24 protein-coding genes and 1 pseudogene are annotated in these 22,391 nt (G+C 62.3%); 20 read left to right on the top strand and 5 right to left on the bottom strand.

Annotated elements, in window-relative coordinates; all coding sequences use genetic code 11:
- The 3 genes from rpmA to IM739_RS02115 all read left to right on the top strand — a co-directional run bounded on the left by rpmA (position 1) and on the right by IM739_RS02115 (position 1,645).
- Entirely contained in the window at positions 1–273 is a 273-nt protein-coding gene (gene rpmA / locus IM739_RS02105; protein ID WP_007604271.1) for a 50S ribosomal protein L27, read from the top strand.
- A 137-nt stretch (positions 274–410) separates the two neighbouring features.
- Positions 411–1,046, top strand: coding sequence for a GNAT family N-acetyltransferase (locus IM739_RS02110; RefSeq protein ID WP_237369617.1), 636 nt, complete (start codon positions 411–413; stop codon positions 1,044–1,046).
- Positions 1,043–1,645, top strand: coding sequence for a GNAT family N-acetyltransferase (locus IM739_RS02115; RefSeq protein WP_237369618.1), 603 nt, complete (start codon positions 1,043–1,045; stop codon positions 1,643–1,645). The genes IM739_RS02110 and IM739_RS02115 overlap by 4 nt, the downstream gene beginning before the upstream one ends.
- Positions 1,646–1,685: 40 nt before the next feature.
- Here the strand turns inward: IM739_RS02115 and IM739_RS02120 are convergent, their stop codons facing one another.
- Positions 1,686–2,543 (bottom strand): endonuclease/exonuclease/phosphatase family protein, encoded by an 858-nt coding sequence (locus IM739_RS02120; protein ID WP_237369619.1) that lies wholly within the window; start codon positions 2,541–2,543, stop codon positions 1,686–1,688.
- Between the two features lie 91 nt (positions 2,544–2,634).
- Between IM739_RS02120 and obgE the strand changes: the two genes are divergently transcribed.
- The 10 genes from obgE to IM739_RS02170 all read left to right on the top strand — a co-directional run bounded on the left by obgE (position 2,635) and on the right by IM739_RS02170 (position 12,808).
- Positions 2,635–3,729, top strand: a complete 1,095-nt coding sequence (gene obgE, locus IM739_RS02125) for a GTPase ObgE (protein ID WP_237369620.1) — start codon at positions 2,635–2,637, stop codon at positions 3,727–3,729.
- Positions 3,729–4,970 carry a glutamate 5-kinase gene (proB, locus tag IM739_RS02130; RefSeq protein ID WP_237369621.1) on the top strand — a complete coding sequence of 414 codons (1,242 nt, stop codon included), beginning with the start codon at positions 3,729–3,731 and terminating at the stop codon, positions 4,968–4,970. Before obgE ends, proB begins: the two co-directional genes overlap by 1 nt.
- The gene (locus tag IM739_RS02135) at positions 4,963–6,246 is read left to right on the top strand and encodes a glutamate-5-semialdehyde dehydrogenase (protein WP_237369622.1); all 1,284 of its coding nucleotides are present in this window, start codon (positions 4,963–4,965) and stop codon (positions 6,244–6,246) included. Before proB ends, IM739_RS02135 begins: the two co-directional genes overlap by 8 nt.
- 53 nt (positions 6,247–6,299) lie before the next feature.
- On the top strand, positions 6,300–6,887 hold the full coding sequence (locus IM739_RS02140; RefSeq protein ID WP_237370941.1) for a nicotinate-nucleotide adenylyltransferase: 588 nt from the start codon (positions 6,300–6,302) through the stop codon (positions 6,885–6,887).
- A gap of 127 nt (positions 6,888–7,014) precedes the next feature.
- Positions 7,015–7,428, top strand: a complete 414-nt coding sequence (gene rsfS, locus IM739_RS02145) for a ribosome silencing factor (RefSeq protein ID WP_442981116.1) — start codon at positions 7,015–7,017, stop codon at positions 7,426–7,428.
- 207 nt (positions 7,429–7,635) lie between these two features.
- Entirely contained in the window at positions 7,636–8,118 is a 483-nt protein-coding gene (gene rlmH / locus IM739_RS02150) for a 23S rRNA (pseudouridine(1915)-N(3))-methyltransferase RlmH (protein ID WP_237369624.1), read from the top strand.
- 116 nt (positions 8,119–8,234) lie between these two features.
- Positions 8,235–9,704, top strand: coding sequence for a murein hydrolase activator EnvC family protein (locus IM739_RS02155; RefSeq protein WP_237370942.1), 1,470 nt, complete (start codon positions 8,235–8,237; stop codon positions 9,702–9,704).
- Positions 9,694–11,013 carry a S41 family peptidase gene (locus IM739_RS02160; protein WP_237369625.1) on the top strand — a complete coding sequence of 440 codons (1,320 nt, stop codon included), beginning with the start codon at positions 9,694–9,696 and terminating at the stop codon, positions 11,011–11,013. The genes IM739_RS02155 and IM739_RS02160 overlap by 11 nt, the downstream gene beginning before the upstream one ends.
- 78 nt (positions 11,014–11,091) lie before the next feature.
- Positions 11,092–12,273 (top strand): divergent polysaccharide deacetylase family protein, encoded by a 1,182-nt coding sequence (locus IM739_RS02165; protein ID WP_237369626.1) that lies wholly within the window; start codon positions 11,092–11,094, stop codon positions 12,271–12,273.
- Positions 12,274–12,280: 7 nt separating this feature from the next.
- Complete coding sequence (locus tag IM739_RS02170) at positions 12,281–12,808, top strand: RNA pyrophosphohydrolase (protein WP_237369627.1); 528 nt, start codon at positions 12,281–12,283, stop codon at positions 12,806–12,808.
- 90 nt (positions 12,809–12,898) lie between these two features.
- On the opposite strand, the gene IM739_RS02175 is transcribed toward IM739_RS02170, so the two are convergent.
- Positions 12,899–13,684: an adenylate/guanylate cyclase domain-containing protein gene (locus IM739_RS02175; protein WP_237369628.1), complete on the bottom strand. Its 786-nt coding sequence runs from the start codon at positions 13,682–13,684 to the stop codon at positions 12,899–12,901.
- Positions 13,685–13,909: 225 nt separating this feature from the next.
- Between IM739_RS02175 and IM739_RS02180 the strand changes: the two genes are divergently transcribed.
- The 6 genes and pseudogenes from IM739_RS02180 to IM739_RS02205 all read left to right on the top strand — a co-directional run bounded on the left by IM739_RS02180 (position 13,910) and on the right by IM739_RS02205 (position 17,787).
- On the top strand, positions 13,910–14,494 hold the full coding sequence (locus tag IM739_RS02180; protein WP_237369629.1) for a TonB-dependent receptor plug domain-containing protein: 585 nt from the start codon (positions 13,910–13,912) through the stop codon (positions 14,492–14,494).
- Positions 14,475–14,774: a hypothetical protein gene (locus tag IM739_RS02185; protein ID WP_237369630.1), complete on the top strand. Its 300-nt coding sequence runs from the start codon at positions 14,475–14,477 to the stop codon at positions 14,772–14,774. Before IM739_RS02180 ends, IM739_RS02185 begins: the two co-directional genes overlap by 20 nt.
- A pseudogene (locus IM739_RS02190) lies at positions 14,704–15,837 on the top strand (TonB-dependent receptor domain-containing protein). The gene IM739_RS02185 and the pseudogene IM739_RS02190 overlap by 71 nt, the downstream one beginning before the upstream one ends.
- 68 nt (positions 15,838–15,905) lie before the next feature.
- Positions 15,906–16,895: a hypothetical protein gene (locus IM739_RS02195; protein WP_237369631.1), complete on the top strand. Its 990-nt coding sequence runs from the start codon at positions 15,906–15,908 to the stop codon at positions 16,893–16,895.
- A gap of 240 nt (positions 16,896–17,135) precedes the next feature.
- On the top strand, positions 17,136–17,333 hold the full coding sequence (locus IM739_RS02200) for a hypothetical protein (RefSeq protein WP_237369632.1): 198 nt from the start codon (positions 17,136–17,138) through the stop codon (positions 17,331–17,333).
- 13 nt (positions 17,334–17,346) lie between these two features.
- Positions 17,347–17,787 (top strand): hypothetical protein, encoded by a 441-nt coding sequence (locus IM739_RS02205; RefSeq protein WP_237369633.1) that lies wholly within the window; start codon positions 17,347–17,349, stop codon positions 17,785–17,787.
- Positions 17,788–17,941: 154 nt separating this feature from the next.
- Here the strand turns inward: IM739_RS02205 and IM739_RS02210 are convergent, their stop codons facing one another.
- Positions 17,942–18,340 (bottom strand): rhodanese-like domain-containing protein, encoded by a 399-nt coding sequence (locus tag IM739_RS02210; protein WP_237370943.1) that lies wholly within the window; start codon positions 18,338–18,340, stop codon positions 17,942–17,944.
- A gap of 691 nt (positions 18,341–19,031) precedes the next feature.
- Between IM739_RS02210 and ftrA the strand changes: the two genes are divergently transcribed.
- The gene (gene ftrA / locus IM739_RS02215; protein ID WP_237370944.1) at positions 19,032–20,039 is read left to right on the top strand and encodes a transcriptional regulator FtrA; all 1,008 of its coding nucleotides are present in this window, start codon (positions 19,032–19,034) and stop codon (positions 20,037–20,039) included.
- A 782-nt stretch (positions 20,040–20,821) separates the two neighbouring features.
- Here the strand turns inward: ftrA and bfr are convergent.
- Positions 20,822–21,307 (bottom strand): bacterioferritin, encoded by a 486-nt coding sequence (bfr, locus tag IM739_RS02220; protein ID WP_237369634.1) that lies wholly within the window; start codon positions 21,305–21,307, stop codon positions 20,822–20,824.
- Positions 21,308–22,057: 750 nt separating this feature from the next.
- On the bottom strand, positions 22,058–22,378 hold the full coding sequence (locus tag IM739_RS02225; RefSeq protein WP_237370945.1) for a (2Fe-2S)-binding protein: 321 nt from the start codon (positions 22,376–22,378) through the stop codon (positions 22,058–22,060).
- Positions 22,379–22,391 lie beyond the last annotated feature (13 nt).

Raw genomic sequence — 22,391 nt, forward strand, 5'->3', positions numbered from 1 at the left:
ATGGCACATAAAAAAGCTGGCGGTTCATCGCGCAACGGTCGCGATTCCAACTCCAAGCGCCTTGGCGTGAAGAAGTTCGGCGGCGAAGTCGTCATTCCAGGCAACATCATCCTGCGCCAGCGTGGCACGCAGTGGCATCCGGGCGCCAATGTCGGCCTCGGCAAGGATCACACCATTTTTGCTCTGACCGCCGGCAACGTCGCCTACCGTACGAAGGCCAATGGCCGCGTATACGTGTCTGTGATGCCGAAAGCGGCCGAAGCAGCAGAATAAAAGCCGGTAGCGTTTTAAACCAGCCGGCGTCTCATCGACCCGGCTGGCCGTACCAGGTTCAGTCTAGAAAAAAGGGGAGATGGGGCGCCATCTCCCCTTTTTCTTGTGCCTTTTTTCAACCTGAAGGAGACTGACCCATGGAAAGCTTAATGTTAAGGGATGACCAATCGCGGTCGCCCGAAGATCGGCCAAGGCCCGATCGGTCGAGAACCGATTGCCCCGTCTTGTTATCGCAACGGCTCGTTTTGCGCAGCCCGCACGTGGAAGACATCGACGCCCTTGCCCATCTCGCCAACAATGCCGCGATCGCCACCATGGTCTCGCGCATGCCGCACCCCTACACGGCAAAAGACGCCGCTGATTTTGTGCGACGCACGAATATTGGCGAGATTGGCAAGTGCGTCTACGCCATTACCAAAGCCGAGAACGGCGAATTTCTCGGTTGCTGCGCGCTGGAGCCGCATGCGGCCGACGAAGACACGCTCGAAATGGGATATTGGCTGGGCGAACCCTACTGGAACAGGGGCTATGCCACGGAAGCCGCCCACGCCCTGATCGACATGGCCTTCCGCACCCGCGACATCGTCCGCATCGATGCAAGATGCCGGGTGACCAACATCGCCTCGCGCCGGGTCATCCAGAAATGCGGCTTCCAGTTCCAAGGTTCCGGCATGGTCGGCAACCTGGCAATGGGCGGCATGGTGCCGGTCGAATGGTACAGGCTCGACCGAAAGACCTGGCTGTCGCTGAAGAGCTGGGGGGAAATGCGATGAGCGCGCTGTTGAGCAAGCCCCGCGCCCGGACGGATCGAACCGCCATGCCGATGCCCGGCCCCTGCCCGCTCATCGAGACGGATCGTCTCGTGCTGCGTGCCCACCGGCTCGGCGATGCCGATCCGATCGCCGCATCGCTCGGTGATTTCGCCGTTGCCCGCATGCTGACGCGCGTGCCGGTGCCCTATGACCGGCAGGATGCGCTTGATTGGCTGAACACGGTGACATCCGGCCTGCGGCCGGATTGGTACTTTGCCATCACCATGGCCGATGATGTGCATATCGGCACGGTATCGATCGAGCTTCGCCATGGCCTCTGGCATCTCGGCTACTGGCTGAACCGCTTCTACTGGGGCAAGGGCCTGATGAGCGAGGCAACCGATGCCGTGCTTGATCATGTCTTCCGCCGCATGCCACAGGCCGAGATCGCCGCAGGCGCCTTTGCCGACAATCCGGCCTCGTTCAAAGTGCTGGAAAAGCTCGGCTGCACGATTGTCGGGGTGAACGACGTCTATTCGCTGTCGCGCAGCGCCATGGCGCCGATGATCGATATGCGGGTAACCCAGTCCGGCTTTCAAAGCCGCAACCGGGATCGCTAGCCCACCGGAATATCCGGGCGGTTCGCCGCCCGGCCATGCCTCAGGCGAGCTCCACCCAGACCGGATAATGGTCGGAGGCCATCGTCTCATTGTCCACAAAGGCCGCTTTCAATCGCGAAACCAGGCCGCCGCTGACGAAACAGTAGTCGAGATGCTTGCGCACCGCCCCGTCGGGACTGATCCAGCTATAGCCGTCCGCCGGCCGCTTTTTCAGATGCGCCTCGGCGTCGATCGGTCGGTCGGCGCGTGCCACGCGGCCGTAGAAGGCATCGTCCTGCCCGACCATCGCAATGTATTCCGGCCCCTCCGGTTCCATGTTGAAATCGCCCATCAGCAGGTAGTCGGCCGGCAGCGCCGGATCCGGCACGGCAAATTCGCTCGCTCCAGTCAGCGCGCCGCCTTCGTCGACAAAGCCGTTGGCCCGGGCCTTCAGGAAACGGATCTGCGCCATGCGCTCGTCGGGAGAGACGTGGTCGAGATGGACCGAATAGACGCGCACCGCGCCGCCCGGCGCATCGATCACCGCCTCCAGCGCGCCCCGCTGCAGGTTGAGCTTGTCGAAAGTCCGGGCTCTGGGAAGCAGCAGATTGCGCACGGCCACGACCGGAAAGCGCGACAGCACCATATTGCCGAACTGGAAACGCCGCGCGCGCAGGCGGCCCTCGACCATCGCATGATCGACCAGCACGTCGCTGGCCGCGCCGAAGGCAGAGAAATAGGCCGGAAACAGCGACGAGAAGGTTTCGACAAGATCGGCATGGCCATTGCGGATAAATCCGCGCGTCACCTCCTGCAGCGCGATCACATCGGCTCCATCGACGGCGCGGGCTATGCGTTCGGGGTCAAAGCGACCATCCTGACCTATGCCATACTGGATGTTGTAGCTGACGAACTTCACGATACTCTTTGACCTCCGCCTCAACCGGCTATATCGATGCCCCATCGCCCCATCCATCCGCAAAACCAGACAGAAGATCAACGGCACCAAGATGAAATTTCTCGACGAAGCAAAAGTTTACATTCGCTCAGGCGACGGCGGCGCCGGTGCTGTGTCGTTTCGGCGCGAAAAGTTCATCGAATTCGGTGGTCCGGACGGCGGTGATGGCGGCCGCGGCGGCGATGTCTGGGTCGAGGCGGTCAATGGCCTCAACACCCTGATCGACTTCCGCTTCCAGCAGCACTTCAAGGCGCAGACCGGTACCCATGGCATGGGCCGCAACCGCACCGGCGCCAATGGCGGCGATGTCACGCTGCGCGTGCCGGTCGGCACGCAGATCTTCGAGGAAGATTTCGAAACCCTGATCGTCGACCTTACCGAGGAAGGTCAGCGCTTCCGGCTGGCGGCCGGCGGCAATGGCGGCTTCGGCAATGCCCATTTCAAGTCCGCCACCAATCAGGCGCCGACCTGGGCCAATCCCGGCCTCGAGGGCGAGGAAAAGAACGTCTGGCTCCGGCTCAAGCTGATCGCCGATGCCGGCCTCGTTGGCCTGCCCAATGCCGGCAAGTCGACATTCCTTGCCGCCGTCACCCGCGCCCGGCCGAAGATTGCCAATTATCCCTTCACCACGCTGCACCCGAACCTCGGCGTGGCGACGATCGACGAACGTGAGTTCATCCTTGCCGACATTCCCGGCCTGATCGAAGGCGCCCATGAGGGCATCGGCATCGGCGACCGTTTCCTCGGCCATGTCGAACGTACCCGCGTGCTTCTGCATCTTGTCTCCGCCCAGGAAGAAGAAGTCGGCAAGGCCTACAAGACGGTCAAGCACGAGCTCGAAGCCTATGGCGGCGGACTTGAGGACAAGGCCGAGATCGTCGCGCTGTCACAGATCGACGTGCTGGACGAAGCGGAGCTGAAGAAGAAATCCGCGGAACTGAAGAAGGCCAGCGGCCAGACGCCGCTACTGCTCTCGGCGATCACCGGCAAGGGCATGACCGATGCACTGCGTGCGCTGCGCGACGTCATTGTCTCGGCAGGCGGCAACCGGCAACAGCCCGAGCGCCGCGAGAAGAACCGCAAGCACAGCCGCCCCGACAACAATGTCGTGACTGAGGACGACCTCGACGGAGAAGGCGACGCCTGATGGCCACCAAGCTTCGCTCGCTCTCTCGCTGCAAGCGGATCGTCATCAAGATCGGTTCGGCGCTGCTGGTTGATCGCATGTCAGGCCTGAAGAAGGCCTGGCTTGATGCCATCTGCGACGATATTGCCGCCCTGAAGGCAAGCGGTACCGATGTTCTGGTCGTCTCCTCGGGTGCCATTGCGCTTGGCCGCACCGTGCTCGATCTGCCGAAAGGCGCCCTGAAGCTCGAGGAAAGTCAGGCGGCAGCGGCCGTCGGCCAGATTGCCCTAGCCCGCCACTGGTCGGAAAGCCTGTCGCGCGCGTCGATCGTGGCCGGCCAGATCCTGCTCACGCTCGGCGATACCGAAGAGCGCCGGCGTTACCTCAACGCCCGGGCCACCCTGCAGCAGCTGCTGAAGATCGGAGCCGTGCCGATCATCAACGAGAACGACACGGTCGCCACGACCGAAATCCGCTACGGCGACAACGATCGGCTGGCCGCCCGGGTGGCCACCATGGCGGGCGCCGACCTGTTGATCCTGCTCTCCGACATCGACGGCCTCTATTCCGCGCCACCGCATCTCGACCCGGATGCCCGGTTCCTTGAAACCATCGAGGACATCACCCCGGAGATCGAGGCCATGGCCGGCGGTGCTGCGTCTGAACTGTCACGCGGCGGCATGCGCACCAAGATCGACGCCGGCAAGATCGCGACCAGTGCCGGCTGCGCCATGATCATCGCCTCAGGCAAGACCATGAACCCGCTGGCGGCCATTCAGAATGGCGCGCGCCATTCCTGGTTCTCCGCCTCCAGGTCGCCGGTCACGGCCCGCAAGACATGGATCGCCGGCCAGCTTCAGCCGGCTGGAGAACTGCATGTCGACAGCGGTGCGCAAGGCGCCCTGAAGGCTGGCAAGAGCCTGCTACCCGCCGGCATGCGCTCCGTTGCCGGGCAATTCCATCGTGGCGACACCGTTTCCGTCATCGGTGTCGAAGGGCGCGAAATTGCCCGCGGGCTGGCTGGCTATGACGCCGAGGAAGCGCGCCGCATCTGTGGCCGCAAGTCCAATGAAATCGAGGCAATCCTCGGCTATGCCGGCCGCGCCGCCATGATCCACCGCGACGATCTCGTCATGACCGAACTCGGCAGCCGCCAGGATATCGTCGGCGGGGACCTCGCCGACAAGGGTCCGACAAACCAGGCCGGCCCGGCAGACAATGAATTGGCCGAGAGTGACAGGAAAGATGCAGCCCATGCTTGAGACCGCAGCCAATGGCAATTCCGTCGAAGCCCTGATGCTGGACATCGGCCGGCGCGCCCGTGCCGCGGCCCGACCATTGGCCAACACCTCGACCGAAGCCAAGAATGCCGCGCTCCGCGCCATGGCCGATGCGCTTGTCGCCGCGGAAACAGACATTCTCGCCGCCAATGTGATCGATCTGAAGAATGCCGCAGACACCGGCGTCGCCGCCTCCTTCATCGACCGCCTGACGCTCGATGCCGCTCGCATTGCCGGCATTGCCATGTCCCTGCGCGAGATTGCCGAATTGCCGGATCCGGTCGGCTCGATCATCGCCGAATGGGATCGCCCCAACGGCCTGCATATCGAACGCGTGCGCACGCCGCTCGGCGTCATCGGCGTCATCTATGAAAGCCGACCGAATGTCACCGCCGATGCCGGCGCCCTCTGCCTGAAGGCCGGCAATGCCGTGATCCTGCGCGGCGGTTCCGACTCCGTCAATTCCTCGCGCGCCATTCACGCCTGCCTGGTCAAGGGCCTGGTCGCAGCGGGCCTGCCCGCCGACGCCATCCAGCTCGTGCCGACCACCGATCGCGCCGCCGTCGGCGCCATGCTTTCGGGCCTCGACAATTCGATTGACGTCATCGTGCCTCGCGGCGGCAAGAGCCTGGTCGCCCGCGTCCAGTCGGAAGCCCGCGTCCCGGTCTTTGCCCATCTCGAAGGCCTGTGCCACGTCTATGTCGATGCATCGGCCGATGTCGACATGGCCACGCAGATCGTCCTCAATTCCAAGATGCGCCGCACCGGCATATGCGGCTCGGCCGAAACGCTGCTTGTCGACAGCGGCGCGATCGCCACCCATCTGAAGCCGCTGCTTCAAGTACTCACCGAAGCAGGCTGCGAAATCCGGGCCTCGGCAACGGTCCTGCGCGTCGTTCCTGGCCTGAAGCCGGCGGTAGAGGCAGACTGGCGCACCGAATATCTCGATGCGATCATCGCGGTTGCGATCGTCGATGGCATTTCCGGCGCCATCGATCATATCGCACGCTATTCGTCCAACCACACCGAAGCCGTGATCGCCGAGGATCCGAAAGTGGTCGAGCGATTCTTCAACGAGATCGATTCCGCCATTCTGCTTCACAATGCCTCGACCCAGTTTGCCGATGGCGGCGAGTTCGGCATGGGCGGCGAGATCGGAATTGCCACCGGCAAGATGCATGCCCGCGGGCCCGTCGGCGTCGAACAGCTCACATCGTTCAAATACCGTGTGCGCGGCACCGGCCAGGTCCGGCCCTGAACCCGGTCCCCGACATCGTGGAGCAGGAACAGGTCGCCCATCGCTACCGCGTCATGCCCCATGTCGAGCGAGGCATGGTCGTCGGCCTTTTCGGCGGTTCGTTCAACCCGCCCCATCAGGGCCACGTGCTCGTTGCCGAGATCGCCTTGCGCCGCCTTGGCCTCGACCAGCTGTGGTGGATGGTCACGCCCGGCAATCCGTTGAAGAGCCGCCGCGAGCTGGCGCCGCTGGCCGAGCGCCTGGCGCTCTGCGAAGACATGGCCGCCGATCCGCGCATCAAGGTTACCGCCTTCGAGCAGGCGCTGGGTACCAGCTACACCGCCCGCACGCTCGATTTCATCCGCAGCCGCAATCCGCATGCCCATTTCATCTGGATCATGGGCGCGGACAATCTCGCCGGTTTCCACCACTGGCAGCGCTGGCGCAAGATCGCCACCACCTTCCCGATCGCCGTGATCGACAGGCCCGGCTCGACCCTGTCCTATCTCTCGTCGAAAATGGCCCGCACGTTCGACTATGCCCGTATCGACGAGGACGATGCCGGCGTGCTCTGGCGCAAGCCCGCTCCGGCCTGGACCTTCATCCACGGCCCGCGCTCGACGCTCAGTTCGTCGGCACTTCGCGCCGCAGCCGAGGCGTGATCGGGCGGCTGGTCCAAATCATTTGGCTATCTTGAAAGATTAGCGGATCGATGCCACCTTTTGCTGCGATTTCCTCATCGGGGAATCACAGACGTGCTGTTCTGTTATACCAAGGAAAGGAAGACCTCTGACAACAGTGCACACCAAGGGAAGAGCGCATGTCGCCGTCCCGAAAAGCCCGGAACGTGGCGCCGATGCCGCAGCCCGCGCGCTTGAGCTGGTCCTCTCAAGTCTTGAGGACTCAAAGGCAGAAGACATCGTCTCGATCAACATCGCAGGCAAGTCCGCGCTGGGCGACTACATGGTAGTCGTGTCCGGACGGTCGAACCGGCATGTGACGGCGATCAGCGAACACCTCATCTCCGACATGAAGGACGAAGGCCTGGGTTATGCCCGCGTCGAAGGTCTGGAAACCGGCGATTGGGTCCTGATCGACATCGGAGACATCATCGTGCATGTATTCCGTCCCGAAATCCGCGAGTTCTACAATATCGAAAGAATGTGGGCCGCTCCGGACATCGAGGAAGGTCGCCTGCACTAGCGCCGTTCCGGCAGAACTGCGCAGCGGTTTTGCGCCGAAATTGCGTGAAAAAAGACAGATGGAGCATGGCAGGTGATGCCGTTTTCACCGGAAATGCTCTAGGAACGGCCAGCCGTCCCACTGGACGGTCCCGAAGCCGGAGTGACGCGGCAAGCGCCTGCTTTGCCGGACAGTTGGTTTTGTGACCCAAGGACGAGGACAGCCGTCATGAAAATAGGCATTTACGCCGTGGGCCGGCTGAAGGCTGGACCGGAGAAGGAACTTGCATCCCGCTATCTGGACCGCTTCGCCAAGGCCGGTCCCGCCTGCGGGCTGGAATTCACCCGCTCCGTCGAGCTGAATGAAAGCCGGGCCGGCAATGCTGACACCCGCAAGCGCGAGGAAGGTGCCGAGCTTTCCCGCACGATCCCCGATGGCGCCCTTATCGTGGTCCTCGACGAGCGCGGCAAGGCCTTTGACAGCCCGGAATTTGCCAAATTCATCGGCGATGCCGCCGACAACGGCCAGCGCGACATGGTCTTCATCATCGGTGGTGCCGATGGCGTCGACCCCGAATTACGCGATCGGGCTAGGCTGGTGCTCAATCTCGGCCGCCTGACATGGCCGCATCAGCTGGTTCGCATCCTGTTGGCCGAACAGCTCTACCGTGCCGTCACCATCCTCACCGGCCACCCTTATCACCGCGTTTGACGGCACCGGCGCAATGCCGCTTTGCCTATGCGGCAAATCAGCGTATTTTCCCGCCGAACCGGGATCATCCTTTGCCAGCGAAAACCATCCAGACTGCCCTGCCTGCCCAGACTGGCATGAGCGAACCGCGTCGCCGCAAGCCGCGCGCGTGGTCGCAGAAGGCTTGCGGCGTCACCGTTTCGACCATCGCCGTATTGACGCTCGCCCTTTCGTCCGCCACGCCGCTGTCCGTCGTCAGCGCGCAGGAGCCCGCGGCAACCACCGGCTCCACCCCGCCGGCCGCCGAGACCGGCGCGCGCAATCCGGCAGCCGCCGCTGCACCGACAAATGCGGAAGTCGAGCTGCGGACAAAGCGCGACCAGATCGGTCGTGAACTGCAGGAAATCTCGCAGAGCATGCGCCTGTCGAATGACAAGTCCGCCGAACTGCAGAAAAGCATCGACGCGCTGGCCAAGACCACCGAAAGCCTGAAGACGGCGCTGATCGAGTCCGCCACGCGGCGCAAGGACATCGAGAAACAGATCACCAGCGGCGAAAAGCGCCTGGCCGGCATCGCCATCAAGGAGGATGGCATCCGTGCCTCGTTCCGCGAGCGGCGCGCAGTCCTGGCCGAAGTGCTTGCCGCCCTGCAACGCATGGGTCGCAACCCGCCACCCGCTTTGCTCGTTAGCCCCGAGGATGCGCTCGCCTCCGTCCGCACCGCGATCCTGCTCGGCTCCGTTGTCCCAGGCATGCGCCAGCAGACCGACAAGCTCGCGGCTGATCTCAAAGAGTTGATCGAACTGCGCTTGGCCGGCAAGACGGAAATGGACCAGCTTGTCGCCGCCATTTCCAGCCGCCAGGAAGAAGAACGGCGCATGGACATGCTATTGGCCGAAAATGATCGGCTGGCGCGCACCAATACTTTGCAACTGCAGGCGGAACGCAAGCAATCAGAAGCACTTGCCGAACGCGCGTCGACCATGGAAGCGCTGATCCGCTCGCTTGAAAGCGAGATCCTGTCATCCCGCCAGGCAGCCGAAATGGCCCGCGCCGAAGAGGCGCGGCGCGACCAGATGACCGAGGAACAACGAACCCGCGCGCGCGAACTCGCCCAGTCCGGATTGCCTGATAAAAACCGCATTGCGCCAGCATATCCCTTCTCGGAACTGCAGCAGAAACTGGAATTGCCGGCCGCCGGCGAGACCCTGCGGCAGTTTGGTGACCCGGACGGAACCGGCCACCAGGCTCAGGGCATGGTCATTGCCTCGTCGCCGGGAGCGCTGGTCACTGCACCGGCAGACGCATGGGTGGTATTTGCAGGAAATTTCCGCAGCTACGGTCAGATGATCATTCTGAACACGGGCGACGGCTATCATATGGTGCTGTCCGGAATGGACCGGATCAACACCAGTCAGGGCAAGTTCGTGCTTTCCGGTGAACCCCTCGCGAGCATGGGGGAAAAAAGAGTGGCAAGCGCCACTGCTTTGGCGCTGGAAACCGATCGCCCGACACTTTACATAGAACTTCGGAAAGACGGAAAACCGGTTGATTCCCGCCCCTGGTGGGTAGGAGGCGATTCTGGAAAGGCACAGAATGATTCGTAGAGCTTCTCTTCTACTCGTCGGCGCGCTGATGGGCGCAACCGCGATGAGCGTCATTTACTCGGCTGGTGTCCCCGCGCAGGCGGCTGGCCCTTCCACCTACAAGGAACTGTCGATTTTTGGCGACGTGTTCGAGCGCATCCGCGCCCAGTATGTCACGCCGCCGGATGAGGAAAAGCTGGTTGAGAGCGCCATCAACGGCATGCTCACCTCGCTGGACCCGCATTCCGTCTACATGAACGCCAAGGACGCGGCCGACATGCAGACCCAGACCCGCGGCGAGTTCGGCGGCATCGGCATCGAAGTGACGATGGAAGAGGAACTGGTCAAGGTCATCACCCCGATCGATGACACGCCGGGTTCCAAGGCCGGCATTCTCGCCGGTGACTTCATTTCCGAGATCAACGGTGAATCCGTGCGCGGCCTCAAGCTTGAGGAAGCCGTCGAGAAGATGCGTGGCGCGGTCAATACCGCGATCAAGCTGACCATCCTGCGCAAGGGTGCCGACAAGCCGATCGAACTCAGCGTCACCCGCGAAATCATCCCGATCCGCGCCGTCAAATCGCGCGTCGAAGGCGATGTCGGTTATCTGCGTGTCATCTCGTTCACCGAGAAGACCTACGACGACCTGGAAGCTGCGATCGAGAAGATCAAGAAGGAAGTGCCGGGCGACAAGCTGAAGGGCTTCGTTCTCGATCTGCGTCTCAATCCGGGCGGTCTGCTCGATCAGGCGATCTACGTTTCGGACGCCTTCTTGGAGCGCGGCGAAGTGGTTTCCACCCGTTCGCGTGATCCGGAAGACACCCGCCGCTTCAACGCCAGCGCAGGCGACCTGACCGATGGCAAGCCGCTCGTCGTTCTCGTCAACGGCGGTTCGGCTTCGGCCTCGGAAATCGTCGCCGGCGCCCTGCAGGACCTGAAGCGCGCCACCGTTCTCGGCACGCGTTCCTTCGGCAAGGGCTCCGTCCAGACCATCATCCCGATGGGCGAAAAGGGTGCGCTCCGCCTGACCACGGCGCTCTATTACACGCCGTCGGGCAAGTCGATCCAGGGCACCGGCATCGAGCCGGACATCAAGGTCGAACAGCCGCTGCCGGAAGAACTGCAGGGCAAGGTGCGCTCCGAGGGTGAATCGGCTCTGCCGGGTCACATCAAGGGCCAGAACGAGAATGACGAAGGTTCGGGTTCCGTCGCCTATGTGCCGCCGGAAGCCAAGGACGACGTCCAGCTGAACTATGCCCTCGACCTGCTGCGCGGCGTCAAGACGGACCCGGCCTTCCCGGCCGATCCGCAGAAGGCCTCGCTGCAGTAATCGAACAAGCCATCGCCTGCGCCTCACCGGGCGCAGGCGCCTGGGTTTCGACCCGTCGGTAGCCGTTGGAATTCCCGCATGGATCTGCATGCACCGCTCGGTCAGGAGCGTAAAGGCGGACGTCGCGTCGAGCGACGGTTCCGCCTTTCGACATTGGGCTCGACGGCAGCCGTGCTGGCGCTTGTCGGCTTTTCCGCGCTGACCGCCTTCTCCCCGCTTCCCCTTCAGGACACCGCGCCAATCATGCCGGCCGGCGCTGACGAAGGGACCGAGGTTGTGGTTGCCGAGGAAAAGACCGCTCTCGACGAAGCAGGCTCGGGACTGATCCGCAGCCGACCGCAGGACGGCGCCAACGTCCAGCGCACCGTGAACGACGACGGATCTGTCGTTACCAAATACACCCCCAAGCCGCGCGACGGCGAAGGCCCGGTGATCATCGGATCGCATATCCAGAATCCGCGCCTGGCCGGTCAGCCGAATGACGATCTGCTGGAGGACAGCCCGCAAGGCCGTCTGCCGGTCATCGGCACCGATGGTTTGAAACCCGTCGAATTTTACGCCCGTCCCTGGTCCGGCGCCCGCGGCAACCGCATCGCCATCGTCATCGGCGGCATCGGCCTCAGCCAGACCGGCAGCCAGAAAGCTATCCGCGACCTGCCCGACGACGTGACCCTTGCCTTTGCCGCAACCGGCAACAGCCTGACCCGCTGGATGCAGGAGGCCCGCCGCAAGGGCCATGAAGTCGTGCTGCAGGTGCCGATGGAGCCTTTCGACTATCCCAACAACGATCCCGGTCGCGGCACGCTGGTGGCCGAAAAGAGCAAGGCCACCAATCTCGCCAACCTGCATCAGGCGATGGCCCAGATCACCAACTACACCGGCATCATGAACTATATGGGCGCCCGCTTCCTCTCTGACGAGAAGGCGATGGACCCGATCATGCGGGATATCGGCAATCGCGGCCTGCTTTTCCTCGACGATGGCTCGACCGCCCGCTCGCTTTCTGGCGACTTCGCCAAGGCGATCGGCATTCCCCATGCCTTCGGCGACGTGATGATCGACGCCCAGCTGGATCGCAAGGCGATCCTCGCAAAGCTTGATGAACTGGAACGCATCGCCCAGCGCAACGGCCAGGCGATCGGTATCGGCTCAGCCTTCGACGAGACGATTTCCGCCGTCGCCGAATGGCGCGAGGAGGCGGTCGCCCGCGGCATCGAGATCGTCGGCGTCTCGGCCCTGACCACCGACAACAAGCCTTGAGGACATCATGACAAAATCTCCCGCCCCATCGGTCAAGGCCGAGGATCTGCCCTACCGCCCCTGCGTCGGCATCATGGTGCTGAACGGCCAGGGCCTGGTCTGGGCCGGCCGCCGTTTGGTCGAAGGCAATTCGGAATATGACGGCTCGCCGCAACTCTGGCAGATGCCGCAGGGCGGCATCGACGCCGGCGAGGATGCCCTGCCGGCCGCCATCCGCGAGCTATACGAGGAAACCGGCATGAAGACGGTCTCGCTGCTTGCCGAAGCCAGCCGCTGGATCAATTACGACCTGCCCGCCGAACTGATCGGCATCGGCTTGCGTGGCAAATACCGGGGCCAGACCCAACGCTGGTTCGCCTTCCGCTTCGAAGGCGACGAGAATGAGATCGCCATCAACCCGCCCCCCGGCGGCCACCAGGCCGAATTCGACGCCTGGGAATGGAAGCCGATGCAGGAACTGCCCGCTCTCATCGTGCCGTTCAAGCGCGCGGTCTATGAACAGGTTGTCGCGGAATTCGCCCATCTGACCGGCTGAAAATCCCGTCGGCTGCAGATCGCGTGCCGGAGACGTTCAAACGCGGATGCCGCGCGGCGGGCACACCAACATCGCCCCCGGCAAACCATATCAATGCAGCGTCAGCACCCGAGCCTGAACCGGTTGCGCGATGCCCTTCAGCACAAGTGAGCGCGTTTGCGTACCGGCCATCAGGTCCGGGGCCTGCGCAGCAGTCTCCGCAGACACCAGGATCTCGCCTGCTGCAGCCTGCGATTCCAGTCGCGCGGCCTGGTTGACGACGCCGCCAATCGCGGTGAAATCGCTGCGGAAGCTCGAGAACTCGCCGATTTCGACATCCCCGGAATGGATGCCGACACCAATCCCTACAGCGCCGGTATCGCCGAGCGGCCCGCCAAAATCTGACGTCAGTCTGTCGAGCGCGGAACGGCAGTTTTGCTGGATATCCCGTGCGGCCATGATGGCGGCGCTGGCGTGATCCTTGCGCGTGATCGGAAAGTTGAAGATCGCCATCAGTCCATCGCCCATCTGCTTGTTGACGATGCCGTCATGTGCCCAGATTGCCTGCGCACAGCGCCCCTGGAACTGGCTGACTATCTCGCTGAGCGTTACGACGTCGATGCGCTCCGACAAGGTGGTAAACCCCCTGATATCGGCAAACAGGATCGTCGCACCGGCCGTCACATGCCGCTGCTTCTTTACATATTGGAAGGCCCGCTCGCAGATCGTGCAGATATTCGGGTTCATCTTGCTGCGCGTGATGCCAAAGGCGCGAAACGGCAATGCCAGTGCCCCGCGGATCGGAATGGGCACATGCATCTGGTCCCAGCATCCCCGGCAGATCGTGCCGTGGCGCTGTTGTGTGGGCTCCTTGTCATGCGAAACCATCGTCGTCATGCGCAATCTTCGCCCCGTGATTGAAACGCCGCCCTGAAGCTTCCGCCATTCGCCGGCTTTTGGCAACTCGCCGGCACCGCAAGAAGAGTTGGCGCATGCATCCGATCCAGCCCAGGCTGGCAATTCGAACAGTACCGGATATTCGGCAGACCCGATCTTGGACAGCGGCGCGCAGAAGGTGACAGACGTCCGCTCTGCGTCGGTGAAGGCATTGCCCGCCGCAACGTGCCAGGCGACACATTCGACCGCAATCAGCTCGACCGCCTGCCAAGCGGCTCGCAGGCCCAGGATTTCGTCAAGCGGCTTCCCGGTGTCATGACCGGCGGTGCACCGGGCGAGGACAAGGATGCCCGCGTTCTCGGCATGGACAAGGAATACACCCGCACCTCGATCGACGGCATCGTGCTGCCGGACGGCGGTGAAAAGCGCGAATTCAATCTCGACAGCCTGCCGGCCGGCCTTGTCGATTCCGTCGAAGTGATCCGCGGACGTCGCGCCGACATGGAAGCCGACGGCCTGGCCGGACGCATCGAGGTCAAGCTGGCCGAAATCCCGGAAACACCACGATACGAGGTCCATAGCGCGATCGGCGGCGGCATGTATTCCGACAATTTCGGCGCCCAGGGTGGCCTGACACGGGCCCGCAATTCCAACAGCAAGACCAAGGAAAAATTCACCGCGACCGCGGCTTCTTTCCGAAGCCGAGGACGAAAACAAGTCGATGAATACCTTCGGCGCGCTCGCCGATATCCTGTGGCAGAACGACGCCAATGCAGTCCATTTGAAACCCTTGCTTCTCGGACTCGATGAAGACAAGGACAAGATCAAATACAAATACAAGGCCAACGGCTCCGGCAACGGAAGCGAGACGGAAGTCGAGCAGAAGGAAAAGCGGACCTATGGTGCGAGCGGCTCCTGGCGTCACGATTTCGACGCCTGGGTTGGTGCCAGCGTCGAGGTGCTGGCGGGCAATTACCGCACCACGGAAAAGAAGGACAAGGGCAAGCGTATCTTCAACGCTGCCGGCGTGGAAACGACCAACAAATACGAGACGGAAATCGAGGACAAGCTCGACCGCGTCCACCTTTAGCCAGGTCGATCTGCTATTGCCTTTCGAGCTTGGCGGCGTGCAGCATGATGTAAAGACCGGCGCTCTGGTCCGTGTCCGCGACCGGACCAAGGAAAAGCAGAAGACGGTCGGTGGCGTTGTCCAGGCACTGGATGCCAAGGAAGTCTATGCGATCGATGAAACGGTCTGGGCCGGCTATATCCTCGATGAAATCACCTTCGACAACGGATTGACCATCGCGCCGGGCGTGCGTTTTGAAGCAAGCGACCTGGACGCCGCGATTGCCGATGGCACGACCGGTGGCGGCAATGTCTTCGACGTCCTGCCGTCATTGCCGGTGCATTTCCAGGCGACCGAGGAATGGGCCGTCGATGCCAGCGTCGCGCGTCTGGTCAACCGGCCGAAATTCGACAACCTGATCCCGCAGAATTCCGACATGCTGCTCGGCAATCCCGATCTCGACCCCGAGCGCGCCTAGGCTTTCGACCCAAGCGTCACCTACGAGACGAGCGACGTGGAACTATCCTTCGGGCTTTTCCACCGCGCGATCGAGGACCTGATGGAAACGGTCGATACCGGCACGCTCAACAGCGATGGTGACAGCGTCTACCAGTACCAGAACGTCGGTAATGGCTGGACCAACGGCATCATCCTCAGCCAGCGCATCAGCCTGTCCGCGCTGGACGTACCTGTCGTCAGCGGCTTCTCCGTATTTGCAACGCAGACATTTGCCCGCAGCAAGGTCACCCAGGCTGACGGCACGACACGCGAATTCAAGGAACAGGCGCCGTTCTTCGCCGATGTCGCGCTGGAATGGACGGATCCGAGCGACAGGCTCTCGCTGTCCGCCGGCCTCGGCTACACCGCCCGGATCGATTCCGCAGGCGACAGCGCCAATGAAACCCGCGACGCGGAACTCTCGCTTGACCTCGCGATGAACTACCAGCTCACCGAGACATTCGAGCTCTACGCACTCGCCAAGAATGTCACGGGTACCGAACGCGTCAACCACAAGGCGGACGGCACGACGGAAATCCAGGAAGGCGTGAAGAGCTATTTCGCCGGCATCCGCGCAAAATTCTAACCCACTCAGCCCGGCCCGTCATCTCCGGCGGGCCGGGCAAACCAACATCACTCCCGTCTGGAATGGTCATGCAGGTGCTGGAAACAAAAGGACAGATCGAAGCGACAGCGGGCAGCAGCCACTGTCCTCGCACGCCGCTTCCAGCGCTGATCTGGGAGCTGCTCGCCATGATGCTGGCGCATCCGTGGCTCCTCGCGCTGACGGTTCTGCCCAATATCATTTCACCCGCCATCGCTCCGATCCAGGCCTGGTTCGCCAAGGAAGTCCTGCTGGAGATCTCCCAAGGCGAAAGACGGTTCAGCCTGGTCGAACTGCTGGCCTATACGCCCTATGCCATCGCAATATTTCTCGGCCTCTCGCTTTTGCATATCGTCGAGAAGGTGACCAACCGCATGTATGACGATCGCCTATTGATCGACGTTCAGCGCCGATGGTTCGAAATCCGCGGCGATGGCGATCCGGGTAACCATGTCGCCAAGGCGACCAATGACTGCAAGAACGTCGTCAAGCTCTTCGACCTGGCGCAGAAGGACATGTGGATCGTCCTGGTCGGCGTCCCGGCCGTGCTGATCTGGCAAACCACCCTGTCCCCCGAATTGCTGCCGGCATTGCTCGTCTCGGCCCTTGTGCCGTTCCTCGCCTCGCTGACATTCGGTACCCTGATCCAGCGGCTCAGCCATACCGGACTGCTGCTGTTCGGCAGCGTCAGTGCCGCCGTTGCCGATGGCGACCGGCTGAAGCTCCATCGGGAGCAGGAAAAGCTGTATTCGAACCGCATCCGCTTCGAACTCTACAAGCAGGCAAGCGAGGCGATCAGCGACTTCGCCTTCTGGGTTTCGCTGGTCTTCCTGCTCATCATGTCGCTCAGCGGCCTATGGAAACTGCTGCCGGAGGAGCTGTCGGCCGTCCAGATCGGCGTGTTCCTGGTCAACCTGAAGCTGCTCAATCCGCCGCTGAGCGCGGTAACCAAGATGCACAACAAGATCCGCGAATGCTGGCCATCGGTCAGGCGCGCGCTTCGCCCGCATGAAACCCGCGCAGAGGAGATCGCCCTGTGACGTGCCGGACCAGATGCACCTGCCACGATATTGACGAGGAGACCTTTCGCGCCGCCTGCCGCGCCGGGGCCCACAACGTCAAGACCTGCTTCAGATCCATCGGATGCATGCCCAAGTGCAACAACTGCATTCCTTTGGTGAGAAGTGTGCTGAGCGAATTTGATCACTCGGCACAGACAACAGTCGCTTTAGTGGCGACTAAACTGCAAGCTTCAAAAAGTGAGGATACATATGAAGCAGATGTTCAAGACCAAAATCGCCCACATGCTGGACAATGGGGACAAGCTGGAGCTTGAAGCTTTCGTCGAGGCCACCGGCCATGACGATGCTTTCGCTCAGGCACAGCAGCGGCTGCAGGCCGTTGTTGCGGAACTTGCCGGCAAGAGTGAAATCGATATCGACAAGAGCAAGGTCGAACTCGGTGCTCACAAGCACTAGTGAGGACCGGATCATGACGATGCACGAAAGCAAAGTTCTTCTGAACTCGTTCTGGGATCTCTCGGTCGATGTTCAGCAAGCCGTTGCCCGCTTTCTCGTCGGCTCCAAACTCGGGGAAATCATCGTCGCAAAGGCACATGGTGTCACCGAGGTAGAGATCAACTATTTCCGCCATGGCGCGGTCTACAAGCTGATCTGGGACGACACCACCGGGAAACTCCTGGGTGGCCCGAAAGCAGTCGTGATCAACGACGTTCTCTCCCGGCTGACGCCGGAGGCGCGCAAGATCGTCGAGGCGGGTGGTCATTCCATCAGCAACCTCAAGATCAAGCATGCGGACTTCGATGATCGCGAATACCTTCACGTTCAGTATCTGGGCGAAGACCGCCAGATCACCGGCCGCAAGCTGGAGATGGATGGTACCCAGTTCGTGAAGCAGTATCGCGCGGCCTGACCCTCTGGCCTTGAACAGAACCCTCACGTTCGCGTGGGGGTTCACAGGAAAAGACGGCAATCGCCGAGAAACCGTCCGGGCGAAGACAGCAACGGACGGTGTCGCCCTCGCAAGGGCTGAATGCCGCAAGGGACCGGACCCGACCCGCCCAGTCCTATCGTCCGGTCGCCACCGCGAACCCCTCGTCAGCCCAGCCGGTCATGCCGCCGATCATCACCTTGACCCGCCGCCCCAGCCGGCCAAGTCTGAGGGCCGCCCGGTCGGTACCGTTGCAATGCGGCCCGGCGCAATAGACGACAAACAGCGTATCGTCGGGCCATTCGCCCATCTTCCGCTCGGTCATCTTGCCATGCGGCAGGTTGATCGCACCCGGTACATGCGCCCTCTCGAAAAGCTGCGGCCCGCGCACATCGACAAGCACGAAATCCGTGAGCCCGGTGGAAAGCGCGTGATGCACGTCCCAGCAATCGGTTTCAAAGGAAAGCCGCGCTGCATAATGGGCGGCGACGACGGCGGGATCGGCGGAAGGGATTTCGGTGACGGTGCTCGGCATTACACGCTCTCGACTGGCTGGTGGAACATGCAGCGAGCTTGCCTTTTTCAGATATTCGGCGAAACTGGCGTCAATGCCAATCTCCGTAAAGATCTCGCCAATGACACATGCCCCGCCGGAGAACCCGCCAGACCGTCCGCCTGACAGCCCGTCGATTGGCACACGACCCGGACGACCGCGCCGTGCGCGAGACGGCGCGTCCCTGCCGGCATCGATGTCTGCGCCGATCGCAACCGCACGAGCTGCGCCACCAGCGCCGCTGGCCGCGCGACCGATAGCTCCACCGGAGGCATCGCCAATGGCATCACTAGCGGAACCTCCGCATGCGCCTTTCGCGGCGTCTCCAATGGCCGTGACAATGGCAGGGACAGGGGCAGGGCTGGTCGCAGCCACGCCCGAAGCGGCGGAACCGGTCGCTGCCTCGCCCCTGTTTCCACCACCAGCATCGCCGCCGTCGCTGTCCTCGGCGCCCGGACCGTCATCCTGTGCACGATCAGCGCGCCTGCCATCATTACCCACTCCTTCATGGTCATCGCCTTCATCGCCAATGCCCTCACAAGTACCCTGACAAGTGCCCATGCCAATGCCCTCACAAATTCCGTCACAAGCGCCCGCACAAATGTCCTCGCCAACATCTTCGTCAATTTCTTTGCCTGCATCGTCGCCGATACCTGCACCCGCGCTCTCGCCCATCGGAACCTCGCAGCCGTCACCGTCCCCCTTTCAGTCCTCCCCGCTCGCCGGCCCGCGTGTCGCGACCCTTGCCTATGAAGGTCTCTGCACCTTCGAGTTCGGGGTAGCGACCGAGGTTTTCGGCCTTGCCCGGCCGGAAATGGGGGAAGGCTGGTATCGTCATGCCACCGCAGCGGTCGAGCCCGGCCCCTTGCGTGCCGCGGGCGGCCTGATGGTCACGGCCGACAATGGGCTGGACTTGCTGGAGGAGGCCGACCTGATTGTCGTGCCCGGCTGGCGCGGTATCGATGCCCCGGTGCCGCCCGCATTGATCCTTGCGCTACGGGCAGCCCAGGCAAGGGGCGCGCGCATCATGTCCCTGTGTTCCGGCATTGCTGTTCTGGCGGCTGCCGGATTGCTCGATGGCCGCCGTGCGACCACCCACTGGCGGTATGTGGATGCGGTTGCCACGCGCTATCCGCAGATAGAGCTGGATCCGGACGTTCTTTATATTGACGAGGGCAATGTCCTGACCGCCGCCGGCAGCGCGGCGGGCATGGATTTGTGCCTGCACGTCGTGCGCAAGGATTTTGGTGCACAGGCCGCCAACAGCGTTGCCCGCCGCCTCGTGGTCCCGCCCCACCGCGAAGGCGGACAGGCCCAGTTCATCGAGCGGCCGGTGCTCCAGGACCGCGAGGGTGCAAGGCTCGCCCCGCTGATCGACTGGTTGCGCAGCCGGCTCGACGAGGACATCGGCCTGAAGCAGATGGCCGAACGCGCCGGCATGAGCGAGCGCACCTTCCAGCGCCGCTTCAAGGAGCTGACGGGAAAGGCCCCGGGCGACTGGCTCCTGCTTGAGCGACTGCGCCACGCCTGCGAATTGCTGCAGCAGCATGGCCAGGTCCCGCTTGACGACATTGCCGATGCCTCAGGCTTCGGCACACTGGCGACGATGCGTCATCATTTCCGCACTCGCCTCGCCACAAGCCCGGCCGCCTATCGCGCACGCTTTCGCCTCGAAGCCTGACGGCAGGCACCCTGAACGAGCGGGCGGGCGCAAGCATCGATGAGACCGCAATTGCAGCAGGAGGAGATCAGGTTTTCACCCGCAATTGCAATTGCAATTGCACCCGCACCGCCGCCTCAGCCGCAAGACCGGGATTCTCCACATCGCCCCATATCGCAGCATCAGCAAGCCAAACGTGGTCGCAACATCGGTCAGCATCCCGACCTCACCCGGTATCAACGATGGCGGCGCAATTTGACGCACGGCACAATCTGCCAGGACGCCTCGGAGATCTGATGAAAATGCGCGAGGTGATTGGCTCTTGCCCGGACGCCCGGACCACACCTGCGAAATACCGCCGCCAAACAGCCCTTTGAAGCGCAACGACATTGCCACAGCCGCAGGCTGCGCCTGGTGGCGCGGCGTCATCCCGTCCGCACCTGCCTCGCCGCAAGTCCGGCAACCGATCGCCCGCGCTTTCGTCTCGGGGCCTGACGTGAAAGCGCGCTGAGCGGCCGGACACAGGCATCGATGAAACCGCGATCTCCGCATGAAAGGATTCGGAATTCACCCGCACCAACCGAGGCCCCAAGGCCGGTATGCCGCGCATCGCGCGCATGTCGAGGCAGTCGCGGCAACGGCATATCAAACGAGGCCGGAACACCTGTGAGTGTCCCGGTCTCGTCTTGCAATATGGATGCAGTTCAACCCGCAGAGCGACATGTCGCACCGCTTCAAGGTGCTAGAGGCAGATGCGCCGGACACGCCCGGCACAGCAAGCTCTTCAGGCTGGCAGCGGCAGCTTATTCGGCGTTGTCGGCGGAATCGGCGTTGAGCAGGCCGTATTTTTCCTCGCCGAGCTTCGAGAGCAGTTCGATCTGCGTCTCGAGGAAGTCGATATGGCCTTCTTCGTCCATCAGAAGCTCTTCAAACAGCTTCATCGTGACATAGTCTCCTGCCTGATAACAGACGTCGCGCGATGCCTTGTAGGCGGTGCGGGCGTCGTATTCGCCGGCCAGGTCGGCTTCGAGGACTTCCTTGACATTCTGGCCGATGCGCAATGCGCCGACCTGCTGCAGGTTCGGATGACCTTCAAGGAAGATAATGCGGGCAACCAGCTTGTCCGCATGCTGCATTTCTTCGATCGACTCGGCGCGCTCCTTTTTGGCGAGCTTTGTATAGCCCCAATCTTCGAGCAGGCGGTAGTGCAGCCAATACTGGTTTACCGCGCCAAGCTCGAGGAAAAGCGCCTCGTTGAGCCGTTCAATGACCTTCGGATCACCCTTCATGAAATTCGTCCTTTACGTGAATGGAATGGCCAAACTTTACGCCCTGTCGCAAATCCTGTCGAGCGCTTTTTTAGAAGTATTCTAAGATTGTCGAGTTTGAGCGACACAAGTTTGGAAGCGGTCGCCGCTCATCATCAAATCCGTCGACGCGGGCCAGGATGCGCCCGATGGCCAGGCTGATCTCGCCGGCCAGGTTGTTCCCGCCGGCATTATGTTCGCACCCAGGACCGATATGTCGGCGATAGACATGACCTTTACCATCCGAACACCGGCCGCAACAGGGTCCTGAAGATATCGGCGAGCAGATCTCGCACTTGATGTGATCAGGCATGACCATCGGGAAAGACGCAGAGAGCCGGCTATACGGCGCAAATCCGATCGAAATCAACCGCCCGACCAGCAGCCCGCTCTTGCGGCCCGCTCCCATCGCTCGACCCCGTGGCCCGATCCCGTGACCCGATCCCGAGCCAACCTCGATCGCCAGCACTCATCGCCTGCCCTTCGCAGCCACCTGGCCCTCGCCACCAAAAGCCCAACGCGACAACCATGCCGGCATCACCAGCCGGCTGCGATCACCTTGCGACGCGCTGCGCATCACCGCATCGCGGACAGACAACCAAATCGCGGGCAGACAGCCGCACTCGGCCGCAACGCATACACAACGGCGATTATCGCAGTCGGCGCGAAAGGCGGATGGATAAACGAGAGAACAAAGAAAGGGAGAAGAAAGAGGAAGATAGACAGATGCGATCAGACGGCGCGACGGGCTGCAACAGCGGCCATCCGGCGCTCAAGAATGGCTGCTCTCTGCTCTTCATGGAAACGCTTCAGCCGTTCCATGAAATCGACGACCTCGGCGGTCTCCGTCTCGCGGGCGGCGTGATAATCCTCTGTCGTGCGGATGATCAATTCAACGACATTCGGGAAACAGCCGCAGCACCGGCCGCGCTTGCCCATGGCATGATAGACCTTGGCGGGAACGATCAACTGCCAACAGTCTTCGTCAAGCAGCTCAGTTATGACTGACTTGATGTCCTTGTCGGTAATGTAATTGCAGCTGCAGACCAGCATGAAAGCGTGCACC

Origin of the sequence: Rhizobium sp. SL42, assembly GCF_021729845.1 — a bacterium.
Taxonomy (GTDB): Bacteria; Pseudomonadota; Alphaproteobacteria; order Rhizobiales; family Rhizobiaceae; genus Allorhizobium.

Coding starts and splice junctions, on each gene's coding strand:
- rpmA (WP_007604271.1), top strand. CDS start 1: ATGGCACATAAAAAAGCTGGCGGTTCATCGCGCAACGGTCGCGATTCC.
- IM739_RS02110 (WP_237369617.1), top strand. CDS start 411: ATGGAAAGCTTAATGTTAAGGGATGACCAATCGCGGTCGCCCGAAGAT.
- IM739_RS02115 (WP_237369618.1), top strand. CDS start 1,043: ATGAGCGCGCTGTTGAGCAAGCCCCGCGCCCGGACGGATCGAACCGCC.
- obgE (WP_237369620.1), top strand. CDS start 2,635: ATGAAATTTCTCGACGAAGCAAAAGTTTACATTCGCTCAGGCGACGGC.
- proB (WP_237369621.1), top strand. CDS start 3,729: ATGGCCACCAAGCTTCGCTCGCTCTCTCGCTGCAAGCGGATCGTCATC.
- IM739_RS02135 (WP_237369622.1), top strand. CDS start 4,963: ATGCTTGAGACCGCAGCCAATGGCAATTCCGTCGAAGCCCTGATGCTG.
- IM739_RS02140 (WP_237370941.1), top strand. CDS start 6,300: ATGCCCCATGTCGAGCGAGGCATGGTCGTCGGCCTTTTCGGCGGTTCG.
- rlmH (WP_237369624.1), top strand. CDS start 7,636: ATGAAAATAGGCATTTACGCCGTGGGCCGGCTGAAGGCTGGACCGGAG.
- IM739_RS02155 (WP_237370942.1), top strand. CDS start 8,235: ATGAGCGAACCGCGTCGCCGCAAGCCGCGCGCGTGGTCGCAGAAGGCT.
- IM739_RS02160 (WP_237369625.1), top strand. CDS start 9,694: ATGATTCGTAGAGCTTCTCTTCTACTCGTCGGCGCGCTGATGGGCGCA.
- IM739_RS02165 (WP_237369626.1), top strand. CDS start 11,092: ATGGATCTGCATGCACCGCTCGGTCAGGAGCGTAAAGGCGGACGTCGC.
- IM739_RS02170 (WP_237369627.1), top strand. CDS start 12,281: ATGACAAAATCTCCCGCCCCATCGGTCAAGGCCGAGGATCTGCCCTAC.
- IM739_RS02175 (WP_237369628.1), bottom strand. CDS start 13,684: ATGACGACGATGGTTTCGCATGACAAGGAGCCCACACAACAGCGCCAC.
- IM739_RS02195 (WP_237369631.1), top strand. CDS start 15,906: ATGCAGGTGCTGGAAACAAAAGGACAGATCGAAGCGACAGCGGGCAGC.
- IM739_RS02200 (WP_237369632.1), top strand. CDS start 17,136: ATGTTCAAGACCAAAATCGCCCACATGCTGGACAATGGGGACAAGCTG.
- IM739_RS02205 (WP_237369633.1), top strand. CDS start 17,347: ATGACGATGCACGAAAGCAAAGTTCTTCTGAACTCGTTCTGGGATCTC.
- IM739_RS02210 (WP_237370943.1), bottom strand. CDS start 18,340: ATGCCGAGCACCGTCACCGAAATCCCTTCCGCCGATCCCGCCGTCGTC.
- bfr (WP_237369634.1), bottom strand. CDS start 21,307: ATGAAGGGTGATCCGAAGGTCATTGAACGGCTCAACGAGGCGCTTTTC.
- IM739_RS02225 (WP_237370945.1), bottom strand. CDS start 22,378: ATGCTGGTCTGCAGCTGCAATTACATTACCGACAAGGACATCAAGTCA.